We start from the raw sequence: 21,027 nt of genomic DNA, 5'->3' as shown, positions 1-21,027 counted from the left end.
TCCGGGCAGGGCGGGCAACGCGGGCAGGCCAAAACGGCGGTCCGAGCCTTCGGGTCGCCGTTGGATGGCGGTGGTCGCCGGGGCTGCCGGGTTACCGGGTCACAGGCCGGGGTCGATGCCGCCGTGGCGTCCGCACAGGGCCATGCATACCTGATTCGGGCCCTCGTACGGGCGTTCCGGGAGCGCCGCCAGTGCCCGGGTCACCCAGACGGCGGCGCCATTGACCGTCGCGGCGGCCACCAGGGCCTCCGGGCGGGCCGGGAAGCGGACCCCGAACAGCGCGCACTGGAGCGCCTCGGGTTCCATGGCCGTCAATTCGGCGCTGTTCCGCATGACTCCTCCGCAGCTGGCCCGACCGCGGGTGCACGACAACCGGCGGCCGGTGTCGCCGTACGCAACCGGAACCGACCTCCGCGCCGCCCTCGGGGCCGCGCGTCGACACGGAGGGCCGTCGGTCGCACGAGCACGACACGATGTGGCGGTCGCCGCTCGGGATCCCGGGGCGTCGGCAGCTTTCCGTTCCAGAGCTATAATACGCCGCCCGGTGGGCTGATTGTCGGGATCGGGTGGCCCGGATCCGGGTCACAGGCCCGGGGCGCCCCAGACCGGGAACCAGCGGGAGAGGTCGGATTCGAGTCGCAGGTCGTCCGCGGTCGCCGCCTTGACCTGGAGTTCGAGGGTGGTGTCGCGTTTCTCCCGGGTGCCGGGGACGGGTGCGAAGGGGTAGAACGTGCCGCGTTTGTAGAGATAGACGAGCGCGAGTCGGCGGCCGTCGGCATGTTCGAACGCGGCCAGGGAGCACAGGAGTTGCGGACCGAATCCGTTGCCTTCGAGCGCCGTGTTGATCGCGTGCAGGTCGGTGACCAGGGAGGTCAGGTCGTCGGGTGTGCGCCGGGCCAGCAGCCAGGTGTAGCCGTAGTCGTCCCGGCTGGTCGTCAAACCGGCCAACAACTCGTCGAGGTCGCGCAGCACCTGCTCGAACGCGCCGCCCTCGACCGCGGCGAAGCACACCGAGCCGGTGCCGGTGGGCCGAAAGCCGGCGGCCAGTCGGAGGGTGACCGCCGCCGACGGCAGACCGAACAGCTGATCGAGATCGGGCTTGACCGGCTTGCTCCGGCCGAAGACCGAGTCGAACAGCCCCATCAGGCGGCACCGCCGAGCTCGGCGCTGATCCGGCCGAGCTGTTCCAGGCGCCGTTCCAGGGTCGGGTGGGTGGCGAACAGGTTGGCCAGGCTCTCCGTGGAGGCGATGGCCGGTGCGAAGAAGAACGCGTTGAACGGCTCGGCCCGGCGCAGGTCGCGGGTGGGGATCCGGGCCATCTGCCCGGAGATCTTGGTCAGCGCGGAGGCGAGCGCGGACGGCCGACCGGTGAGCAGCGCGGCCGAGCGGTCGGCGCACAGCTCGCGGTAGCGGGACAGGGTGCGGATCAGCACGAAGCTCAGCGCGTACACCGCGACGCTCACCGCGGTCACCGCCAGCACCACGACCGCGGCGTTCTGGTTGCGGCGCAACCCGCCGAACATGCCGAACTGGACGCCCAGTCGGGTCAGCAGCCCGGCCAGGACACCGAGGAAGGACGCGATGGTCATCACCGCGACGTCCTTGTGCGCGACGTGGGACAGCTCGTGGGCCAGGACGCCCTCCAACTCCTCGGGTTCGAGTCGGCGGAGCAGTCCGGTGGTGGCGCAGACGACCGTGTTGTTCCGGTTGCGGCCGGTGGCGAACGCGTTGGGCACATCGGTGTCGGCGATGGCCACCCTCGGTTTGGGCATGTCGGCGAGCGCGCACAGCCGGTCGATTGCGCCGTGCAGCTCGGGCTGTTCCTCGGGGGTGACGTCGCGGGCGCCCATGGCGAACGCCGCGAGCTTGTCGCTGAACCAGAACTGGGCGACGAACACACCGCCGATCAGCACGACGGCCAGCGGCCAGGCGCGGCCCAGGATCACCACGAGTACGCCGATGAACACCACGTAGAGCAGGCCGAGCAGAAACATCGTCGCGAGCATGCGGTGCACCAGTCCGCGATCGGCCGCGAACCGGGTTGCAGTCCTGGGCATCGATTCCTCCGACTCCTCCGACGGGACCGAAAGATAACAAATCGGCCCACACTTTGATTCTGCCTCGCCGAGGGGCCTTGCGGACCCGTCCGAGGGTGCGGATTCGGTGCGGATTTCGTGCGGATTTCGGTGGTCAGGTCCGGAAACCGAGATGTACGTGGTCGTGGTGGGTCGCGTCGCTGAAGAAGGCCGCGCCGGAGAGCTGGTACGGGCCGCCGACGTTGTACGAACCGGCGTCGGCGCCCTCTCGCATGAAGCTCTCGACCAGGGCGCGCGGGGTGTTCGGGTCGACGATCGGTCGGCCGTCGACGCGCCATACGTCGACGGCCCGGCCGAGCGGGTGGTCGCTGGGGCGGGTGGTGCCGAAGACGTCGATCGGATGGCCCGAGCGCAGGATGCTGACGTCGATGGTGTGCGCTGCGGCGAGGGTTTCCAGCGCGGTGAGCACCGACGTGTGGATGGTGCCGGCCCGCAGGTCGGCGGCTGCGGCGGGAGGCAGGGTGATTCGCGAGTCGGCGAGGATGCGGGCGGCTTGGGCGTCGGGCGTGGCGGCCGGCGGGCCCGGGTCGGCGGGGTGCAGCGAGGTGACGAGCCAATCGGGGGTGGCCCGGCTCAGCCGGACGTCGACGGTGGTGCCGTCGGCCGTGACGCCCCCGTCGGCGGCTCGGGTCCATCGGCGGCAGACGACCAGGACGCTGGCGCCGCCGTCCAGGATGCCGCCGTACTGCGCGTCGACCACTTCGAGTACGGCCTGCGCTGCGTCGGACAGCAGCGGCCCGGCCTGATCGGCCAGGGCCGGCGAGTACCCGAGCGCGGCGATCCGGGTGCGCGCGGCGGCGATCCCCGAGCCGCCCGCCGGCCAGGCCCCGAGTGCCTCGACGAGGGTGACGGCCCGCTGCTTGACCTGCGGCTGCACATCGTTGGGACTGGGCGCCCAGGCGGCGACGGCGGGCAGCGTGGGGGTCGTGCTCGCGGTCGGCGCCCCGGCCGTGCTGGTCGCCGTACCGCTCGCGGGCGTCGGCGCGACGGGCGTCTTGTCGCCGGACGACGACGAGCACCCGGTCAGCACCGCGGCGGCGCCGAGCAGTACGGCCCGCCGACTCGTCACATAACGTTCATCCACCAGCACAAGGTAGGTCGCCTCGGCAGCCGATTCGGGCACATCCGGGCCGGCGATTCGCGGCGTCGGTCGGTTGCCCATCGCCCGGGCCCGCCGGGCGCGCGGCCTACCGGCTGTCGACGACGCGGTCCGCCTCGGCGAAGGCAGGGTCCTGCGTCCAGGCGTCGAACAGGCTCCGGGCCGTGGCGACGAAGCTGCCGGTCTCGGCGAGTGCCGTGGACACGACGTAGTCGTGGACGGTCAGGTCGAGTTGCGCGGCGCGCTCACGCAGGGCCGCGAGTTCGGCGGTGGTGAACTCGATGGTGTGGTCGCTCACGGGTTCACGGTAGTGGTCGTGGTGGTTGGCGGGGGAACGATCGGGCCGGTGGGGTGGGCGCGTTGTGGAAGACGAGTAGGTAGCGCCAGAAGAGGAGGCGGCGGATTCGGCTGCCGGGGAGCAGGCGGGCGGCCTCGCGGCGGATGTCTGGGAGGGGCATCGTGGGTTGGCTTACCGGGGGCTTGGTGGGGTGGTCGGTGGCGGGGGTGTTGCGTAGGCGTTCCTTGGCGGCGACGGCCAGTCGGGCGGCGGCGTTGGTGGGGGCCGCGACCAGGCCGTAGGCCCAGTCCGCCGCGGTTCGTTCCGGGTAGCAGCCCAGGACCACCAGCACGCCGCCGGGGGCGAGCGCGGTGCGCAGGGTGGTGACGGTCTCGAAGGGCATGTGGTGCAGGCTCGCCAGGCACACGATGAAGTCGTAGTGGCCGTCGGGCGGTGCCGACTCGGCGAGGTCCGCGTGGTGGAAGTGCGGGGCGTCGGGGGAGGGGGCGGTGCGGGCGCGGGCCTCGGCGATCACCGCTGCGGACGGGTCGATCGCGTCGACGGTGAGGCCGCGTTCGGCCAGGCGGCGGGCGAAGCGGCCGGTGCCGCAGCCCACGTCCAGGGCGGTGCGGGCGTCGCGCGGTAGGTGGCGCAGCAGGAGCCGGTGGTAGTGGTCGTTGTGATCGAAGGGCATCGTCCGACCCTGGCACAGTGCGGTCCCGCTTATCAGTTGGTCGGGAGGTCCCGGGTGGGGACGAGGGCGCCGTCGAGGAGGGCGTCGAGGTAGTGGTCGGCCAGCTTCGGGTCGGCGCGGTCGGGGGAGTGGCGGATGGCCAGGCCCAGTCCGCCCAGCAGGAGGAGCAGGTCGGCGGGGCGCAGCGGGGGGCGCAGGCTGCGGGTGCCGGCGGTGCGGGTCAGCAGGACGCCGGTGGCCAGCAGGAGTTGCTCGCGCAGTTCGAGGGTTTCCGGGGTGGCGACGTCGGGGTCGGAGGCGGCTGCGGCGAACGGCTCGTCCTGGACGTAGGCGGTCAGTACATCCGCCAGGAATGTGCGCAACGCCCGGGCGGGGTCCGGCAATTCGGCGGCCCGGTGGGCCTGCTCGACCAGGGTCGCCCAGCGGTCGGCGGCGAGCGCCTGGAGCAGGGCCTCCGGGGTGGGGAAGTGCCGGTAGACGGTGCCCACTCCGACATCGGCGGCCAGCGCGACCGCGTTGAGCTGCGGCGGCCTGCCGCCGCGGGCCAGGTCCCGCGCCGCGTCCATGATCCGCCGCCGGTTGCGGGCCGCGTCCCGACGCATCGTGGGTCGGTGCGGGGAGGCCGTGTCGTCCATGCGCCGACGTTATCGACAAAACGGATGGATGGTCCATTCGGATGATCAATCCGATTGTCTGTCCGATTCGGGCGTGGATTCGCCGGATCGGGTGAATTCGGTGGGGTTTTCGGGCTTGCCGGCGGGTTGTCGAGTGGAATTGGGGGTTGTCTCGGAGGGCGGTTCCGGAGGAGGTCGGGATGGGGCGCGTGGCGGCCGGCGGTGGTTTTCCGCGCCGCGGCGTGCTCCGGATGGTGATCGTGGTCGTCGCCCTGGGTGCGCTCCTCGGTGCCGCGCACGGCCCCGGGGTCGGGCGGCTCGTGCTCTCGGAATCGGATCGGTGTACCGCCGGCGCCGCTCGACCGGGCGACGTGGACGACTCGGACTCCGCGCGCGACGACGCCCCGGTGGAGGATCCCGGCGGGCGGGCCCCCGGATCGGTGGTCGGGACGGGCGGCTCGGCGGCCGGTGTGCGGATGCGACCGCGGGTTTCCGCCGCGTCGGTCCGCGGCGGCGGATCCCCGCTCGCCGACGAATCGCCGCCGGCCGTCCGGGTGTCGGGGGGTTCGAGGGTCGGCGGATCCCAGGGGACGCCGTCGCGGAGCGTGGTACTGCGCTGCTGAGGGGTCCCCGTCGCCGGGCCGACGGCCGGCCGGCGGCGTGCCGCGTTCGATTCCCCAGCCCCCGCGAACACGGGAGATTCCGCCATGCCCCACGACGTCTACCTGCTCCTGAGCGCCCTGGTCCGGGCCGAAGCCGCCCGCTCCGCTGCGACCGGGTCCGCCGCACAGACCCCGCCGCCGACCGCCGAGCCCGACCCCGACCCGGGTGCCGAGCCGGGTGCCGCGCCGGAGGCGGAGCCGATGACGCGGCGATAGCACCCGCGTCCTGCTCCGGTCCGGTGCCCCTCGGCGGGTCCATGCCGAGGGGCACCGGATTCGGAGCGTCTGGATTGGGGCCGGCTCGATTGGGACCGTCTGGATTCGGACCGTCTGGATTCGGCCGGTCTGGACACTCGACGCTCAGATGATTATGGTTTTCATTATCGAGTGCTCGGGTCGGTGTCCGCCGATCGACGCGTCGATACACCCCTGCCTGGAGAGAGTTCTCATGCATATATCCGCCCGCGCGGGCTTCGCCCTCGCCGCCGCCACCTTCCTGAGCACCGGGGTTCTCACCGCGTGCGGCTCGGACGGCAAGGACACCAAGAAGCAGGTCGGCGCCGGCCCGGTGGCGAACGCCGGTGGCACCGCCGCCGGTTCGGGGCCCAAGGTCAAGGTGGTGGCGACCACCACGCAGGTCGCGGACTTCGTCCGCAACGTCGGCGGCGACCGGGTCGAGGTGACCCAGCTGATCAAGGCCAATGCCAGTGCGCACGAATACGAGGCGACACCCGCGGACCTGAACGCGATCCGCGGTGCGAAGCTGGTCGTGCGCAACGGCGTCGACATGGAGAAGGCCTGGCTGCCCAAGGCGGTTCAGGCGGCCGGCTTCACCGGCCCGGTCGTGGACTCCGCCGTCGGGGTGGCGCTGCGCAAGGGCGAACCGGCCGCGGGCGGCGGGCACGAGGAGTTCGACCCGCACATCTGGCACAACCCGATGAACGCCAAGGTGATGGCGGCCAACATCGCCAAGGCACTGAGCGGTGCCGACACGAGCAACACCAAGGTGTACGAGAACAACCTGGCCGCCTACGCCGCCAAGTTGGACGCGCTCGACGCGGACATCCGGGCCAAGTTGGACACCATCCCGGCGGCCGACCGCAAACTGGTGACCAACCACGACGCGCTGGGCTACTACGTCGACCGCTACCGCCTGGAGTTCGTCGGCTCGATCATCCCCAGCTTCGACGATCAGGCCGAGTTGTCCGGCAGCCGGATCGAGGAGATCGTCGGCAAGATCAAGGCCACCGGCGCCAAGGCGGTCTTCGCGGAGAGCGCGCTGCCGCCCAAGACCGCCGAGACCATCGCCCGCGAAGCCGGCGTCAAGGTCGTCGACGGCGAGGACTCGCTCTACGCCGACTCGCTCGGCGCCCCCGGCTCGCCCGGCGACACCTACCTCGGCGCGGAGAAGCACAATACCGACACCATCGTCGCCGCACTGCGGGGCTGAGATGTACGACGACCACGGCGAGCGCGCGCCGGACCCGACGACGTCCGACAACTGCGGCGACGGCGCGCCGGACCCGATCCGCTTCACCGACGCGACCATGGCCTACGACCGCGTTCCCGCGCTGACCAACGTCGACGGCCGGCTGCCCGCAGGTCAGGCGCTGGCCCTGGTCGGCCCCAACGGCGGGGGCAAGTCCACCCTGATCAAGGCGGTCCTGGGCCTGGTGCCCGTGGTCGGCGGAGCGGTGACCGTGGCCGGCCGCCGACCGGCGGCGGCCCGCGCGTGCGTCGGCTACGTACCGCAGGCGGCGAGCCTGGACCCGGAATTCCCGGTCAGCGCACGCCAGGTGGTGATGATGGGCCGCTACCGGCTGATCGGCCGACTGCGCCGCCCGGGCCGTAGGGACCGGGCGGCCGTCGACGAGGCGTTGGCCATGGTCGGCCTCGCCGACCGGGCGCACACCCGCTTCGGCGCCCTGTCCGGCGGGCAGCGTCAGCGTGTACTGCTGGCTCGCGCGCTGGCCGCCGCGCCGCCGATCCTGGTCCTGGACGAGCCGTTCAACGGCGTCGACGCGGTCAGCCAGGAGGCCCTGAACGCGGCGCTGACCCGGGCCAAGGCGGGCGGTACGGCCGTCCTGGTCAGCACCCACGACCTGACCGTGGCGCAGTGCCTGTGCGAACAGACCTGCCTGGTCAACCGCCGGCAATTCGCCTTCGCCCGCACCGAACTCGCGCTCACCCCGGAGCTCCTGCGCGCCTGCTACGGCGGACAGGTCGTCGAACTCGACGCCGGCCGACTCGTCGTCACCCGGGGCTGACCCGCCGTGGACACCACCCTGTTCCTGGAACCCTTCCGGGTCCCCTACCTCACCCGGGCCCTGCTCGAGCTGACCATCCTGGGCGTACTGTGCGGCGCCGTCGGCGCGTTCGTGGCGCTGCGCCGCCTGGAGTTCGTCGCCGACGCGCTCACCCACACGGTGTTCCCGGGCGTCGCGATCGGCTTCGCCCTCCAGGGCGCCGACGGCGTGTTCGAAGGTGCCCTGATCGCGGCCGGGATCACCGCCGGCGCGCTGACCCTGCTCACCCGCAACCGGCGGACCAGCGACGACGCGGCGCTGGCCATCGTGCTCACCGCGATGTTCTCGATCGGCGTGGTGGTCGTCTCGCGCAGCCACTCCTACGCCGCCGACTTCCAGACCTTCCTGTTCGGCCAGATCCTCTACACCTCGCGCACCGAGATCGTCGAGACCGCCGTGGTGGCACTGCTTTGCCTGCTCGCGCTCGCCGTGCTCGGCCGCGAACTGCTGCTGCGCGGCTTCGACGTCGAGGCCGCCCGGGCGGCCGGCTACCGGGTCGGCGCGCTCGACCTGGCGCTGAACCTGATCGTCGCGCTGACCGTGGTCGCCGCGGTGCGCACCATCGGTACCGCCCTGGTCCTGGCGCTGCTCGTGGTCCCGGCGGCGATCGGCCGCGCGCTCGGCCGCCGACTCGGGCAACTGATCACGATCGGCGCCGGTGCGGCGGTGGTGTGCGGATACCTGGGCCTGACCATCAGCTACACCGCCTCCGTCGACCACGACCTGGCGCTGCCCGCCGGTCCGACCGTCGTACTGACCCTGGTGGCGGCCTACTCGGTCGCGCTGGCGGGCGCCGGCGCCGTACGGCGGCTGCGCCCGGCGCGCGGGCGGCGTGCCCCGAGCCGCCGGACCCGGAACGTCGCGCCGCCGGGCCCGGCACCGATCCCCCGGCCGACCGGGAGTCCCCGATGACCTGGTTCGACACCTACACCCATCGTGCGTTCGCCGAGGCCGGCATGGTCGGGCTGCTCGCCGGTGTCGTCGGCGTGCAAGTGGTGCTGCGCCGGCTGGCGTTCTACGCGATGGCCATGACGCACGCCACCTTCCCCGGTGTCGTGCTCGCCTCGATGCTGGGGGTGGACATCTACCTCGGCGGCACGGTGGCCGGCGTGTTGTTGTCGCTGGTCATTGTGGCGCTGACCCGCCGGCCGGGTCGGACCGCGTCCGGCGCGATCGGGGTGGTCCTGGCGGCGGGCTTCGCGCTGGGCGCCGCGCTGATCACGGCCGGCCCGGCCGGTGATCGCAAGTTGTCCGCATTCCTGGTCGGTTCGATCGTCACCATCGACACCCACGACCTCGCGGTGACCGCCGCCACCGGGACCACGATCCTGCTGCTGATCGCGCTGTCCGCGCGGGAGTTGACCTTCGCCGCGTTCGACCACGAGGGCATGCGGGCCGCCGGATACCGGGTCGTGGCGTGGGACCTGCTGCTCCTGCTGATCGTGCAGGCGGTGATCGTGGTGCTGACCCCGGCGGTGGGCATCATGCTCACCCTCGCGCTCCTGGTCGCGCCGGCCGCCACCGCACGCTTGTGGACCGATTCGCTGAGCCGCACCACGGTGCTCGCGGGGGTCCTCGGCGTCGCGAGCGCGATGGGCGGCCTGGAGCTCTCCCGGCACTACGACGTGGCCGCCGGCGCGACGATCGCGCTGGTCGCGGCGGCCGGGTTCGGGTGCTCCCTGCTCGTGTCGCCGAGGCACGGCGCGCTCGGCCGACTGCTCGGCCGAGTGCTCGACCGCCGACCCGACGCCGACGCCGACGCCGACGCCGCAGCCCCGCCGGTCGTCCCGGTCGGGTGAACCGCGCCCGGAGGCCCCGATGTCCTCGACCCACGAACCGCGTCCCGCGCCCGACCGGGCCGCTCCCGCGCCCGACACCGACCGGCCCGCCGGCCTCGACGGCGGGCGCCGGCACACCGCGCAGCGCGACGCGGTGGCGCGGTCGCTCGCCGCGTACGGCGAATTCGTCAGCGCCCAGGACCTGTTCGCCCGGATGCGCGATCGGGGTGGCCGGATCAGCCTGAGCACCACCTACCGCAACCTGGCCGCGCTCGCCCTGGCCGGCCGGGCCGACTGCCGGCACACCGCCGACGGCGAACGGCAATACCGGTGGCGGCGCCGACCCGAGCACCACCACCTGCTGATCTGCCGGCAGTGCGGGACCACCGTCGAGGTGTACTCGGAGGTGGTCGAACGTTGGACCGCGAGCATCGGCGCCGAGCACGGCTTCACCGAGGTACGCCACGCCATCGAACTCACCGGCCGTTGTGCCGATTGTGCGCCGTAGGCCGACCCGTATGTGACACGGGTCACACACATTTGTCGCGCCGGTGTCGACCGGGACGGGTCCCGGCGGCGTATTCCTCCCGAGTCCGAAGAGATCCGGGGGCAGTTGTTGACCGTCGAGGAGTTCGAAGAGTTCTACGCGGCTGCGGTCGGCCGGCTCACCGGTCAGCTGTACGTGATGCTCGGCGATCTGCACGAGGCCCAGGACGTCGTCCAGGAGGCGTTCGTCCGGGGGTGGAGCAGACGCCGACAGCTGGACCGGCAGGGCAATCCGGAGGCGTGGATCCGGGTGGTCGCCTGGCGGCTCGCGGTGAGCCGGTGGCGCGGCCGACGGCGCGCGGACGACGCCTGGCGCCGACACGGCGGCCCCCGCCAGACGGCCGGTCCGGAGCCCGGCACGGTGTTGCTGGTGTCCGCGCTGCGCGAGTTGACCCCGCAGCAGCGGCGGGCCGTGACGCTGCACTACGTCTGCGATCTGACCGTGGCGCAGATCGCCGCCGAGACCGGCATGGCGGACAGCACGGTCAAGACCCACCTGGTACGCGGCCGAGCCGCGCTCGCCCACCTCCTGCCCGATCCGCACGCAGAGGAGCCCCCCGGTGCCGGAGCCCTATGACCCCGCGGACCCGCTGCGGGCCGCGCTGCGCGATGTCGCCGTACGCGGGAGCCGGCGGGTGGCACCCGCACCGGCGGCCACGATCAGGCGCCGGGGCGACCGGTTGCGCCGCCGCCGATGGGCCGCCCTGGCGGTGGCCGCGGGCCTGACCCTCGGCGGGACGGCCGCACTGGTGGCCGACCTGCTGCCCGGTGACTCGAGCAACCCCCCCGCGGTGTCGCCCAGTCCCATCCGGCCGGTCCCGGGACCGATCCCGACGGTCGACTCGCCCGACTCCACCCAGACGATCGAGCCGCGCTCGACCGGCTGACCCGACCCCCTCGCCCCACCTCCGCCCGGCCGCCGACCGCCGCCGGGGGAGCCGGCCTGCCCCCGAACGCCCGCCGTGGGCCCACCCATGCCCGAAACCAGGAGCCGGACCATGACCACCCCCACCCCACCAACGCCGATACCCGGGCCGGCGCGCCCGGTTCCCGAGTCCGCCCCGCCGGTGTCGGGCAGCGCGCTCGGCCACCGGCTCCGCGCGGTGAGCGCGAGCGACCGCACGGTGCTCCTGCTCTACGCGGTCACCCGGATCGGGGTGTGGCTCACCGCCTACTGCGCCGACTGGCTGTTCGTCGGCAGCGGCGAGGCCACCGAGCCGCCGCCGCTGATCTCGCGCTGGGAGCAGTGGGATTGGCTGCACTTTCGGCACATCGCCCAGGACGGCTACTTCCCCGACACCGGTGTGCCGGACAACCGCGAGGCGTTCTTCCCCGGCTTCCCACTGCTGCTGCGCGCGGTGCGGCTGGTGGTGCCCAGTTGGACCGTGTCCGGGCTGTTGATCTCGTTCGTGGCCGGCGCGGTCGCGGTGTTGGCGCTGGCCCGGATCGCCCGGGCCGAGTCGGCGGATCCCCGGGTGGGGCCGCGCGCGGTGTTCTTCCTGCTGCTGTCCCCGTGCGCGGTGTTCCTGGCCGCCGGCTACAGCGAGGCGCTGTTCCTGGCCCTCGCGCTGACCGCGTGGTCGGCCGCGCGCGCCGACAATGTGCCGCGCGCGGCCGTACTCGCCTGCCTGGCCACCACCGTTCGGATCAACGGACTGTTCCTGGCGGCGGCGCTGGTGCTGCACTTCGTGCTCGCCGGCGAGCTGCGCCGGCGGGCCAGGCAGGCGCCCTGGCTGGCCCTGCCGGTGCTGCCGGTGCTGATCTACTTCGCCTACCTGCACGAGCGCACCGGCGACTGGATGGCCTGGCAGCATGCCCAGGAGCGCGGCTGGTACCGGCAGTTCCACGCGCCGTGGGTGGCCTGGCAGCACACCTGGGAGGGGGCCTTCTCCCAGTCGCGGCTGACCACCACGTACGCCCTGCTGTTCCAGGCGGAACTGGTCGCGATGCTCGTCGGCCTCGCCCTGGTCGCAGTCCTGGTGGCCCGGCGTCGTTGGCCGGAGGCGGTCTATGTCGGCCTGTCGTTGTGGGCGCTCGGCACGTCGTACTGGTACATGTCGATCCCGCGTGCCTCGTTGTTGTGGTGGCCGCTGTGGATACTGCTCGCCCGGTGGAGTCTGCGCCGACCGCACGTGTGGACCGCGTATGTCTGCGTGGCCGCCCCGCTGGCCACCGTGTTGGCGCTGGCCTTCGCGTCGGGGCGGTGGGCCGGCTGAGCGGGCGGCGGACCTCGGTCAGGGGCAGGGCTGTTCGGGTTCGACCTCGCTCGGTGCGGCGGGGTACGGGTCGCGGTTGTGGGTCACCTCCGGGAATCGTGGCGAGGGGGCGTCCAGGAGGTGTCCCCGGCCGCGCAGGTGTTGCTCGAAGAAGGCCACGGGGTAGGCACGTTGGAACGCCGTCGCCCGGGCCGTGGGGATACTGCCGACCAGGCTCTCCAGCGTGCACCGGGACAGGTTCAGGTGCGGCGCGAGCAGCGGCAGCAGCACCGCGTCGTCCCCGAACGACTGGTGCGCGGCGCCGGCGACGGTCAGTTCGAGACGCCATCCGCGCAGGTGCGACCAGAACGCGCGCAGCGCCGGGTTGCCTGCCATGCCGCCCTTGCGGAGTGTGTCCACGACCAGGTACGGGCGATCAAGGCCGGCCTCGACGACCGGTCCGAGGGCCGCGCCGTCCAGTCCGGCGCCGGCTTTGATCCTGGGGTCGGCCAACATCGTGGCGGACGTGGTCGCGCCACCCAGGGAGTGGCCGAACATGCCGATCCGGTCGAGATCGGGAGCACCGGCCAGGCCCTCGGGCAACGCGGCCCGCTCGGCGTCGGGGTTGCGGCCGGCGGCCAGATCGCCGAGCCGGTCCAGGACGAAGCGGGTGTCCGCGGTGCGTACGGCGACCGCCTTCGCGAAGTCGTCGACCTCGTGGGCCGGGACCGCGACCCGGCCGCCGGGGAACTCCACCACCCCGGCGTCGTAGGTGTGGTCGATGGTGACCACGAGATACCCACGACTCGCCAACTCCTCCACCACGCCCGTGCCATACGCCCGGGAGGCGTTCGCACCGGGCGAATACACCACCACCGGAAGCCGATTGCCGCCGCGCGCCACCGGCGCCCCCATGCGGCCGTGGGTCAGGCCGAGGGAAACCCGGTCGGGGGACACACCGTTGGCGCGCAGGTAACGATCGGCCGCGGCGGCCGGCAACCACGGCGCGCGGGGGTGACGGTCCGAGCTCCGGGTCGGATACCACAGGCTGATCATCAGTTCACGGTTCGGCACCGAGGCGACATACGGATCCGGGCGGCCGGGATCGACCAGGTGCAGCGACACGGTGCCGATCGCCCGCGGACCGGACGGCGGCGGCAGGGTCAGCGTCGTGATCGGCGGGTGCGAGCGGGCGGCCGCGCCGGGCGCCAGGCCCGTCGCGACGGCGAGGGTGGCGGTCAGGAACACCGCGAGCAGCGTGGGAAATCTCGTGCGGACCATGGGCTTTACGCTGCCGGCCGGCCGCCGGGCGGGCGTCGTGCGCGAGGCGGGGGGCGGCACCGACCCGATCGGTCGATCGTGGGCTCCTGCGGTGGGAGGACTCGGCCCGGGGGATGACCTCCTCAGGGCGGATCACGCCGACCGCCCCGGTCAATACCGTTGGCGCGTGAGTGATCGAGGCCCGCGCCCCCTGGTGGTTCGACGATTGCGTCCCGGTCATTGGCCCGCGCTGGACGCGATCCTCGCGGTGGTGATGGCCGGCGGCTGGATCGGGGTCGGCGCGGCGGAGCACCGGCCCTGGCTCGGCACGGCGGCGATGGCGGCCATCTGGCTGTCGGTCGCGGTGCGCCGGTGGTGGCCGCTGCCGGTGCTCGGCACGATGCTCGTCGGCGCGCTGCTCGCGGCGGCCAGCGGCTGGCCCGAGTCCTATTTCGTGCTCGGCTTCGCCCTGTTCAGCGCCGCCGCCCAGGAGCCGGCCCGGCAGGCGATCGCCGGATTGTGCCTGGCGCTGCCGGTGGTCGTGGTCACCGTGTGGCTGCCCGCCGATTCCCGGCGCTGGTGGGAGAACGCCATCGAGATCGTCTTCGGCTGCTCGGTCGTGGTGTTGACCTGGGTCTGCGGGCGGGCGATCCGGGAGACCAGGGCGCTGGCCCGGCTGGCCGCCCGGCAGTCGGCGGCGCGCGCGGTGGCCGACGAGCGGCTGCGGATCGCCCGCGATCTGCACGACGTCGTCGCGCACAGCATGAGCGTGATCACCCTGCGGGCCGGGGTCGCCGCGCTGATCGCCGAGAGCCGACCCGAGGAGGCACGGGCCGCGCTGCGCCTGGTCGAGCGGACCGGTCGCGACGCGCTGGTGGAGATGCGACACCTGCTCTGCGCGCTGCGCGCCGGGCCGGACGCCGAAAGGCCCGGCGCCGCACCCGCGCCCGGGCTCCGCGACCTGCCCGAACTCGCGGCCGGCGCCGGGGTGTTCGTCGAACTGCGGATGCCGCCGGAGGTGGCGCTACCCGAGGGAGTGGAACTGACGGTGTATCGAATCGTCCAGGAGGCGCTGACCAACGTGGTCAAACACGCGTCCGCCGCGTCGTGTGTGGTCACGGTGTGCGCACCGGCGCCCGGGGTGGTCGACGTCGAGGTGCTCGACGACGGCCCGGGCCGCGCGGCGCAGACCGCCGGCGGCACCGGCTACGGCCTGTTGGGGATGGCCGAACGAGTCCGGCCGTACGGCGGGGTGTTGCACGCCGGGCCGCGCCCGGGCGGCGGATTTCGGGTACACGCGCGGCTGAGCCACGGCGTGGTGGGGTCGCGATGACCGCGTCCCCGATCCGGGTGGTGGTCGCCGACGATCAGGAACTGCTGCGGGTGGGGCTGCGGATGCTCCTGGACACCACCGACGATCTGCGGGTGGTGGCCGAGGTCGAGGACGGCCGACAGGCCGTGCAGGCGGCCCGCGACCTGCGGCCGGACGTGGTGCTGATGGACATCCGGATGCCCGGGGTCGACGGCCTGGAGGCGACCCGGCGGATCTGCGCCGAGCAGGCGGGCCGGACCGAGGCGCCGATCCGGGTGCTCGTGCTGACCACGTTCGATCTGGACGAGTACGTCTATGGCGCACTGCGCGCCGGGGCGAGCGGGTTCCTGCTCAAGGACATGCCGCCGCTCGACCTGCTGTCCGCGATCCGGGTGGTTGCCTCGGGGGAGGGGCTGTTGGCGCCGACGGTGACCCGGCGGCTGATCGCCGAGTTCGCCCGCCGCCCCGAGTTCGAGCCGCCGCTGAGCCGGGAGCTGACCGGCCTGACCGACCGCGAGCGTGAGGTGCTCGTGCTGATCGCGCACGGTCTGAGCAATCCCCGGATCGCCCAACGGCTGGGGGTGAGCATGTCCACGGTCAAGACGCATGTACGCCGGCTACTGGCCAAACTCGCCGTCGGCGACCGCACGCAGTTGGTCATCATCGCGTACGAAAGCGGCCTGATCCCCTCGCCGGGCACCGACCGGGCGGGGGCTTGAAGACCCGCCCGAGGTGTATTCACCCGGGTGATCGACCGCGCCGACGCCGGACCGGGCCGCACCGGGCCCGAAGGCGCGGGCGGTGGTCCGGCGGCGGCGGGGGTCAGCCCACGGTCTCGGCGCGGAGGGCGGCCAGGCCCGCCTCGGGCCCGCCCGCGGCGGCGAACACGGCCGACGCGGCGACCAGGTGGTCGGCGCCGGCCCGGGCCAGGGCGCGGACGCGGGCGGCGGTCACCCCGCCGTCCACGGTGACCCGGATCCGCTCCGCGCCCTCCTGCTCGAGCAACCGGCGCAATCGCTCCACCTTGTGCACCAGGAAGTCGAGATAGTCGCTGGTCCCCGGACTGGACGTCATCAGGGTGATCTGGTCGACGAGCGGCAACAGTTCGTGCACCGCGGACAGCGGCGTGCCCGGATTGAGCACCACCCCACGCGACACGCCCGCCGTCTCCAACGTGCGGAGCAGCGCGGCGAGTTGCGACGTGCTCTCCACGTGCACCGAGACGCCCCGCACGCCGATGTCGATCAGCTCGTCCAGGTATGGTCGGGGGTCGCAGACCTGGAGATGCACGTCGAGCGGCAGCCCGGTGTGCCGGGCGACGGCCCGCACGGTGCGCGTCCCGAAGCTGATGGCCGGGACGAAGCAGCCGTCCATGACGTCGAGATGAAGCAGTTCGGCGCCGGCCCGCTCGGCGGCCAGGACGGCCTGGCCCAGATGCAGCGGATCCGCCCCGAGCAGGGCCGGGACTATGGTGGCGTTCATGTGATGGACACTCCGGTGCGAGTTGGTGGAGGGGATGTCACGGCCGCGCCGGGCCGGCCAGGGCGGCCACGGCGTCCACGACGTAGTCGATCTCGTGGTCGGTCAGATCGGGCCGGATCGGCAGACACAACGTGTCGCTCGCCTGCCGCTCGGCATGCGGAAACGCGCCGGTCAGGCCCAGGTCGGCGAAGGCCGGCTGGCGGTGGATCGGCACGGGATAGCGGATCACCGCGTCCACCCCGCCCGCCCGCAGCCCGGTCAGGACCCGATCCCGATGCGGTACGGCCACCTGGTAGAGGTGGAACACGTGCCGGTCGCCGGCGGGCCGCGCGCCGGTGAGGCCGAGTGCGGCGAGTCGGGCGGCGTAGCGCTCCGCGACCGTGCGCCGGTGGGCGTTCCACGCGTCCAGCGCGTCCAACTTGTGGTCCAGGACCAGGGCCTGGAGGACATCGAGCTTGCTGTTGTGGCCGCGGGTGACATGATCGTTCTGCGCCCGCTGGCCGAGTGCGCGCAACACCTGGATTCGCGCCGCCAGTTCGGGTACGTCGGTGGTCACCGCCCCGGCGTCGCCGGCCGCGGCCAGATTCTTGCTGGGGTGGAAGCTGAAGCAGCCCACCGTGCCCAACGCGCCGACCCGGCGCCCGTTCCAGCGGGCGCCGACGGCCTGCGCGCAGTCCTCGACCACGGCCAGCCCGTGCCGATCGGCCAGGACGCGCACCCGGTCCATGTCCACCGCCTTGCCGAACAGGTGGACCACGAGCAGCGCGCGGGTACGCGGCCCGATCGCCGCCTCGACCTGGTCCAGGTCGATCAGGTAGTCGTCCGGTGTGCAGTCCACGAGCACGGGTCGGGCGCCCGCCTCGGTGATCGCCAGGACCGATGCGTGGAAGGTGTTGGCGACGGTGATCACCTCGTCGCCGGGCCCGATGCCCAGCGCCTGAAACGCCATGGTGAGGGCGTCGGTTCCGGAGTTGACGCCGACCGCGTGCCGGGTGCCGACGTAGCTCGCGAACCGTTCCTCGAAGTGTTCGACGGTCGAGCCGAGGATGTAGTCGCCGCTGCGCAGGGCCTGCCGGATCCGGCCGATCAGGGCCTCCAGGTCCGGGAATTGGCGGTCGTAGTGGTAGCGCGGGATCTTGATGCGGGAGGTGGTGCCGATGTCGGTCACGGTTCCTTCTCCGGGCTCGGTGCGGGGCAGGGGCGGGTCGGGTACGGGTCAGGCGGGCACCACGACCGGTTTCCCGATGAATCCGGTACGTGCGAAGCCGGGCAACTCGCGCGCCGCTCGGTCCAGTTCCAGGCGGTCGGTGAGCAGGCGTTCGAGCGCGGCGCCGGGCGGTCGGCCGCCCGGGCCGGCGGGATGGTGTTCGCTCAGTACGGACAGCGCCTCGGCGAAGTCCCTCGGCAGCGCGCCGTGTGTGCCGATCACCCGAACATGGCCGCCGGATACCGGGATTCGGCCCACCCGCTCGGCGCGGCGCAGCCGATCCAGGTCCAGGCCGCGCATGCCCGGCCCCGGCCGGGTGCCCGCGTAGAGCACCAACAACCCGCCGGGACGCAGCAGTTCGAGCGCCGCGTCGAGGCCGGCCGGATCGGCCGAGGCGGTGGCCAGGATCAGCCGGTCGACCCGGTCGCCGGCCCCGAGCGAGCCGAGCGAGCCGAGCGACTCGCGGGGCAACACGTCGCGTTCGGCCAGGAAGTCGAGCCGGGGCCGACTGCGGTTGACCAGTCGGGTCGGTACCCCCCGGGTGTACAGGACCGTGGCCATCAGGGTGCCGGCCAGGCCCGCGCCGACCACCAGGACCGGTTCGTCCGGCGGCAACTCCAGCGCGGCGGCCACCGCGTCGAGCCGACCCAGACAGTGGCACGCGCAGGCCAACGGCTCGGTCAACACCGCGCGCGGCGACGGGACATGCGCGGGCAGCGCACGCAGCGCGGCGCGGACGGCGGGCCCGGTGCCGCAGAGTTCGACCAGTTCGGCGAACCCGGACGTGCGGGCGGTCAGCGCCGGATGCGGATCGAAGATCACCCGCTCGCCCGGTGCGGGGATGCCCGACGGGCCGTGCGAACCGACCACCTCGGCGACGATCTCGTGGCCGAAGTCGGCGCGCCCGTGCCGTTCGCCGGTCAACTCGCGCAGATCCGACCGACACACCCCGATCAGGCTCGGCGCGATCACCACGCGCGCCTCGGCGGCGGGGACCGAGCCGGCGCTGACGGTGGCGGTACGCAGTGTGGGCACGCCGGCCACGTTGTCCAGGCGTCGGTAGCTTGCCCCCAGCGGCAGCGTGCCGGATCTGCCGGTGGTGCCGTGCCGGTCGCCGAGGCCGGGCCCGAACTCCCGGACCGGATAGCCGTCCCGGCCGCCGGCGGTCATCGGGCACCGCACAGGTCGCCGACCGTGGTGACCGCGTCCGGGGGTCGCCAGGTGTCGCCGTCCAGGGTCGGATCGATCACCATCTTGACCCGCTCGTCCGGGCCGTACGCCGGTCGGGCCCGGCGAGCCACCGCCGGCAGCGCGACCCGGGCCGCGGTCAGGGACAGCACGTGTGTCACCAACGGCGTGAACCGGGCGCGGTGTTCGACCAGGAGATGCTGGGCGGCGGCCAGGTGGTGGGCGGCGGTACCCCGGTGTCCGACCAGCCGGATCCGGCCCTGCGGAGTGCGCGCGTCGGTATGCCGGCCCGGATCCGGCCGACCGCACACATTCGCCCGCCGGACCGCGCCCAGGTCCACGGCGGCGTCCAGGTTCGGGTCGAGCACGGCCGGATGCCGATCCCCGGAGCCGAAGCCGCCCAGCAGGTCCACCATGCCGTCCGGCGCGAGCGCCTCGACGATCGCGGCCAGCGCGGCCGGCGCCGCCTCGCGCGGCAGACACAGAAACGCCGCGTGCAGGTCCTTGGGCCCGCCGGGACGCCCGGCCGCACCGGAGAGCCCGGTACGGCCGAGCACGTCCAACGCCGCGACGAAACGCAGCCGATCCGCGCGCGGATGCACCAGATGCGTTTCCACGCCGTACAGTTCGCCGACCACCGCGGCCAGCAGCGCGGTGCTGCCCGCGCCCCAGATGCCCACCGTGGCGGGTCGCCCGGCCGGGGAGAGCAGGTCCCAGCCGTACAGCACGGCGGCCAGCGGTTCGATCAACGGCGCCAGATCCGCGACCAGTTCGGGCCGCACGTCGACCAACTCCGGGTCGTCCGGCTCGGGTGCGGGCACATAGCGGCGGAAGATCCCGTCCCGGCTGTGCCCCAGGATCCGGTCCTGGGCCGCCGGATCGACCGGGTTGAACACGACCGGCCGGACCGACCCCCGATTCTCGTCGAGGGCCAGGCCCTCGTGACCGAGGATCTCGGCCACATCCGCCCGCACCCCCCGCTGGATTTGCAGGTCGGTGCCGCAGACGCCGGCCCGCAGGATCCGCAACGGCAGTCGTCCGTCCGGCGATTCGAGGATCACCGGGTGTGTCAACTCGGCCCGGACGCCCCGGCGGACCAGCGTCGGATTGTCCGCGCGCCACCCGGACGGGCGCGGGTCGCCGGTCATCGCCCGCCGCCCGCGGGACTGGTCAGCCGCAGGCACTCGGCGGCGTCGACGGTGAGCGCGTGGGCGCGGCGCAACTCGGCCGAGGTGAGGTCCTCGACGAACACCGCGCTGCCCAACCGGCAGGGCAACGGCAGGTGTTGGTGTCCGTCGCGATGCCGGGTGGCGTCGGCGAGGCCCTCCAGGAGGAGTTCGGGGCCGGCCACCGGGTGGGTCAGCGGCAGACCCATCCGGTCGAGCAGACGCAGCGCGCGGCGGGTCTGCTCACGGCCGAGCAGGCCGCGTTCGCGGGCGATCACGCAGGACAGCGCCATGTCCACGGCGACCGCCTCGCCGTGCAGCAGCGCCGGCTCCGCGCGCAGCTCGATACTCGGACCGAAGGTGTGGCCGAAGTCCACCAGCCGGCGCAACTCGTGCTCCCACAGGTTGGGTTCGAGTTCGCCGAGCATCCCGGTGACCGCCCGCTCCAGCACCTCCCGGCCACGCTCCCCGGCCATCCGACCGGCCAGCAGTTCCTCGGCGTGCGCGTCGAGCAGCTCGAACAGGTCGCCGTCGACGACCAGGGCGATCTTGACGATCTCGGCCAGCCCGTTGGCCAGATGCCGGGCCGGCAGGGTGCGCAGGAAGTCGCGGTCGAGCAGCGTGGTGACGGCCGGGTGGTAGGTGCCGATCCGGTTCTTGTGCGGCCCGAAGTTGATCGCCGTCTTGGCGCCGACCGCCGCGTCGATCTGGCCGATCAGCGTGGTCGGCACCCGAACGAACGGGGTGCCGCGCCGGTACAGACTCGCGGCCATGCCGACGATGTCGGTCAACACCCCGCCACCGACCGCGACGATCGGGTCGCTGCGCCGATTGATCCGGGCCCGATCGGCGGCGTCCACCACCGCGAACAGGCTCTCGGCGGTCTTGCGGGCCTCGTCGGAACGCAGCACGAGGGCGTGCGCGTCGACGTCATGGTGGTGGAAGTAGGCGTAGAGGGCATCGCCGTATAAGTGGGCCACTTCGTCGTCGACCACGACCAGCCGGCGGGCGCCGGGACGCAGCTGCGCGGCGTGCCGGAGCTCCGGATTGTCCAGGGCGAGCAGGTGCTCCGTGCTGCGCACCCAGTAGGTGACCCGCTGGGTGGCTTCGACGGTCCAGGTCTTCATGCGGAAGTGCCTTTCGGT

25 protein-coding genes are annotated in these 21,027 nt (G+C 73.1%); 12 read left to right on the top strand and 13 right to left on the bottom strand.

Features of this window, described 5'->3' with window-relative positions; translation table 11 throughout:
- Positions 1-99: 99 nt before the first annotated feature.
- From ABIA38_RS12960 to ABIA38_RS12930, 7 genes are all read right to left on the bottom strand, one after another.
- A complete protein-coding gene (locus ABIA38_RS12960; RefSeq protein ID WP_424638708.1) occupies positions 100-333 on the bottom strand; it encodes a DUF2795 domain-containing protein in 234 nt (77 codons plus the stop codon).
- 249 nt (positions 334-582) lie between these two features.
- The gene (pspAB, locus tag ABIA38_RS12955) at positions 583-1,143 is read right to left on the bottom strand and encodes a PspA-associated protein PspAB (protein ID WP_424638707.1); all 561 of its coding nucleotides are present in this window, start codon (positions 1,141-1,143) and stop codon (positions 583-585) included.
- On the bottom strand, positions 1,143-2,057 hold the full coding sequence (gene htpX, locus ABIA38_RS12950; RefSeq protein ID WP_424638706.1) for a zinc metalloprotease HtpX: 915 nt from the start codon (positions 2,055-2,057) through the stop codon (positions 1,143-1,145). The genes pspAB and htpX overlap by 1 nt, the downstream gene beginning before the upstream one ends.
- 133 nt (positions 2,058-2,190) lie before the next feature.
- Entirely contained in the window at positions 2,191-3,180 is a 990-nt protein-coding gene (locus tag ABIA38_RS12945) for a hypothetical protein (RefSeq protein WP_424638705.1), read from the bottom strand.
- Positions 3,181-3,283: 103 nt separating this feature from the next.
- A complete protein-coding gene (locus tag ABIA38_RS12940; RefSeq protein ID WP_424638704.1) occupies positions 3,284-3,493 on the bottom strand; it encodes a hypothetical protein in 210 nt (69 codons plus the stop codon).
- Between the two features lie 4 nt (positions 3,494-3,497).
- A complete protein-coding gene (locus tag ABIA38_RS12935) occupies positions 3,498-4,166 on the bottom strand; it encodes a class I SAM-dependent methyltransferase (RefSeq protein ID WP_424638703.1) in 669 nt (222 codons plus the stop codon).
- Positions 4,167-4,198: 32 nt separating this feature from the next.
- On the bottom strand, positions 4,199-4,801 hold the full coding sequence (locus ABIA38_RS12930) for a TetR/AcrR family transcriptional regulator (RefSeq protein WP_424638702.1): 603 nt from the start codon (positions 4,799-4,801) through the stop codon (positions 4,199-4,201).
- A gap of 179 nt (positions 4,802-4,980) precedes the next feature.
- Here ABIA38_RS12930 and ABIA38_RS12925 point away from each other — a divergent pair, with 179 nt between their 5' ends.
- From ABIA38_RS12925 to ABIA38_RS12880, 10 genes are all read left to right on the top strand, one after another.
- On the top strand, positions 4,981-5,403 hold the full coding sequence (locus ABIA38_RS12925; RefSeq protein ID WP_424638701.1) for a hypothetical protein: 423 nt from the start codon (positions 4,981-4,983) through the stop codon (positions 5,401-5,403).
- A gap of 84 nt (positions 5,404-5,487) precedes the next feature.
- Entirely contained in the window at positions 5,488-5,658 is a 171-nt protein-coding gene (locus tag ABIA38_RS12920) for a hypothetical protein (protein WP_424638700.1), read from the top strand.
- 232 nt (positions 5,659-5,890) lie between these two features.
- Positions 5,891-6,892, top strand: coding sequence for a metal ABC transporter substrate-binding protein (locus ABIA38_RS12915; protein ID WP_424638699.1), 1,002 nt, complete (start codon positions 5,891-5,893; stop codon positions 6,890-6,892).
- Position 6,893: 1 nt separating this feature from the next.
- A complete protein-coding gene (locus ABIA38_RS12910) occupies positions 6,894-7,709 on the top strand; it encodes a metal ABC transporter ATP-binding protein (RefSeq protein WP_424638698.1) in 816 nt (271 codons plus the stop codon).
- A gap of 6 nt (positions 7,710-7,715) precedes the next feature.
- Complete coding sequence (locus ABIA38_RS12905) at positions 7,716-8,660, top strand: metal ABC transporter permease (protein ID WP_424638697.1); 945 nt, start codon at positions 7,716-7,718, stop codon at positions 8,658-8,660.
- Entirely contained in the window at positions 8,657-9,547 is an 891-nt protein-coding gene (locus ABIA38_RS12900; RefSeq protein WP_424638696.1) for a metal ABC transporter permease, read from the top strand. Before ABIA38_RS12905 ends, ABIA38_RS12900 begins: the two co-directional genes overlap by 4 nt.
- Positions 9,548-9,566: 19 nt before the next feature.
- Positions 9,567-10,034, top strand: a complete 468-nt coding sequence (locus ABIA38_RS12895; RefSeq protein ID WP_424638695.1) for a Fur family transcriptional regulator — start codon at positions 9,567-9,569, stop codon at positions 10,032-10,034.
- A gap of 108 nt (positions 10,035-10,142) precedes the next feature.
- On the top strand, positions 10,143-10,649 hold the full coding sequence (locus ABIA38_RS12890; protein ID WP_424638694.1) for a SigE family RNA polymerase sigma factor: 507 nt from the start codon (positions 10,143-10,145) through the stop codon (positions 10,647-10,649).
- The gene (locus tag ABIA38_RS12885; RefSeq protein ID WP_424638693.1) at positions 10,633-10,959 is read left to right on the top strand and encodes a hypothetical protein; all 327 of its coding nucleotides are present in this window, start codon (positions 10,633-10,635) and stop codon (positions 10,957-10,959) included. The genes ABIA38_RS12890 and ABIA38_RS12885 overlap by 17 nt, the downstream gene beginning before the upstream one ends.
- Positions 10,960-11,070: 111 nt before the next feature.
- Positions 11,071-12,288: a mannosyltransferase family protein gene (locus ABIA38_RS12880; protein WP_424638692.1), complete on the top strand. Its 1,218-nt coding sequence runs from the start codon at positions 11,071-11,073 to the stop codon at positions 12,286-12,288.
- Positions 12,289-12,306: 18 nt separating this feature from the next.
- Here the strand turns inward: ABIA38_RS12880 and ABIA38_RS12875 are convergent, their stop codons facing one another.
- Positions 12,307-13,548, bottom strand: a complete 1,242-nt coding sequence (locus ABIA38_RS12875) for an alpha/beta hydrolase family protein (RefSeq protein ID WP_424638691.1) — start codon at positions 13,546-13,548, stop codon at positions 12,307-12,309.
- Between the two features lie 166 nt (positions 13,549-13,714).
- Here ABIA38_RS12875 and ABIA38_RS12870 point away from each other — a divergent pair, with 166 nt between their 5' ends.
- Together ABIA38_RS12870 and ABIA38_RS12865 are read left to right on the top strand one after the other, a co-directional pair.
- On the top strand, positions 13,715-14,860 hold the full coding sequence (locus tag ABIA38_RS12870) for a sensor histidine kinase (RefSeq protein WP_424638690.1): 1,146 nt from the start codon (positions 13,715-13,717) through the stop codon (positions 14,858-14,860).
- A complete protein-coding gene (locus tag ABIA38_RS12865) occupies positions 14,857-15,558 on the top strand; it encodes a response regulator (RefSeq protein ID WP_424638689.1) in 702 nt (233 codons plus the stop codon). The genes ABIA38_RS12870 and ABIA38_RS12865 overlap by 4 nt, the downstream gene beginning before the upstream one ends.
- Before the next feature lie 103 nt (positions 15,559-15,661).
- Here the strand turns inward: ABIA38_RS12865 and ABIA38_RS12860 are convergent, their stop codons facing one another.
- Genes ABIA38_RS12860 through ABIA38_RS12840 form a run of 5 tightly spaced genes read right to left on the bottom strand, consistent with a single transcriptional unit; the run spans position 15,662 to position 21,009 of the window.
- Positions 15,662-16,321 (bottom strand): ribulose-phosphate 3-epimerase, encoded by a 660-nt coding sequence (locus ABIA38_RS12860; RefSeq protein ID WP_424638688.1) that lies wholly within the window; start codon positions 16,319-16,321, stop codon positions 15,662-15,664.
- A 37-nt stretch (positions 16,322-16,358) separates the two neighbouring features.
- The gene (locus ABIA38_RS12855; protein WP_424638687.1) at positions 16,359-17,489 is read right to left on the bottom strand and encodes a DegT/DnrJ/EryC1/StrS family aminotransferase; all 1,131 of its coding nucleotides are present in this window, start codon (positions 17,487-17,489) and stop codon (positions 16,359-16,361) included.
- Positions 17,490-17,537: 48 nt separating this feature from the next.
- Complete coding sequence (locus ABIA38_RS12850) at positions 17,538-18,698, bottom strand: FAD-dependent monooxygenase (protein ID WP_424638686.1); 1,161 nt, start codon at positions 18,696-18,698, stop codon at positions 17,538-17,540.
- A complete protein-coding gene (locus ABIA38_RS12845) occupies positions 18,695-19,864 on the bottom strand; it encodes a dehydrogenase (protein WP_424638685.1) in 1,170 nt (389 codons plus the stop codon). The genes ABIA38_RS12850 and ABIA38_RS12845 overlap by 4 nt, the downstream gene beginning before the upstream one ends.
- A complete protein-coding gene (locus ABIA38_RS12840; RefSeq protein WP_424638684.1) occupies positions 19,861-21,009 on the bottom strand; it encodes a sedoheptulose 7-phosphate cyclase in 1,149 nt (382 codons plus the stop codon). Before ABIA38_RS12840 ends, ABIA38_RS12845 begins: the two co-directional genes overlap by 4 nt.
- Positions 21,010-21,027: the final 18 nt, after the last annotated feature.

The organism is Embleya sp. AB8, from assembly GCF_049739465.1.
Classification (GTDB): Bacteria; Actinomycetota; Actinomycetes; order Streptomycetales; family Streptomycetaceae; genus Embleya.
This window is presented reverse-complemented; position numbering and strand designations above follow the sequence as displayed.